The organism is Paenibacillus sp. J31TS4 (assembly GCF_018403265.1).
GTDB lineage: Bacteria > Bacillota > Bacilli > Paenibacillales > NBRC-103111 > J31TS4.
Genome location: NZ_BOSI01000024.1, coordinates 1 through 673, shown reverse-complemented (window position 1 = coordinate 673; position 673 = coordinate 1). Strand labels below are relative to the sequence as shown.

Annotated in this window: 1 protein-coding gene; it reads right to left on the bottom strand. The window is 45.5% G+C overall.

The genetic code is table 11. The annotated features are described in order from the left end of the window. Nucleotides 1-127 precede the first annotated feature (127 nt). On the bottom strand, nucleotides 128-673 hold a 546-nt coding region (locus tag KJS47_RS23805), incomplete at its 5' end, for an IS110 family RNA-guided transposase (RefSeq protein ID WP_213528394.1).

Sequence of the window (673 nt, the reverse complement as noted above, 5' to 3'; positions counted from 1 at the left end):
CTAAACCAGCTAATAGCTTGTCAAGATTTTTCAATAAATGTTTTAGAAGATGATGTTATACTTAGATCTGTGCATGCCAAATAACCCTCCAATCTGTGACTGGAAGGTTTTTCATATCGCTGGTCTTCTAGGCCAAGTCGAGGAAGGTTTCCTTGCGTCTAAGCAGAGCATATATCCAGTGAAGCATCTTGTTCACACAGGCTATCATTGCGACTTTGTGCGGCTTTCCTTCGGCAATCTTCTTATCGTAAAAAGCCTTCATCTTCTTACTACCTGTGCGTCGGAGGCTACAGAGTACGGCCAAGAATAAAGAATGCCTAAGCCTGCTCGAGCCGCGCTTTGAAATCCGGTTTATGGTTGCGGTGAACTTCCCAGAGATATGAACACCCGGGTCCACACCAGCGAAGGCAACCAGCTTCTTTGGGTGATTAAACCGATCGATTTCACCGATCTCGGAAATAATCGTTGCAGCGATTTTTTCTCCGATACCAGGGATCGATTGGATAATCTGATATTCTTCCATTTCATTAGCGAGGGCATCCATTTGCTTTTCCAGGGCGGTAAGATGCTCTCGATAATGAAGCAACATGCTAACGTACATCTCAAGACTGACGAGATGGCTTTGGAACGGAGCCTTTCTGAAGGGATTCCGTTCAGCTGCGGCCAGTAATTG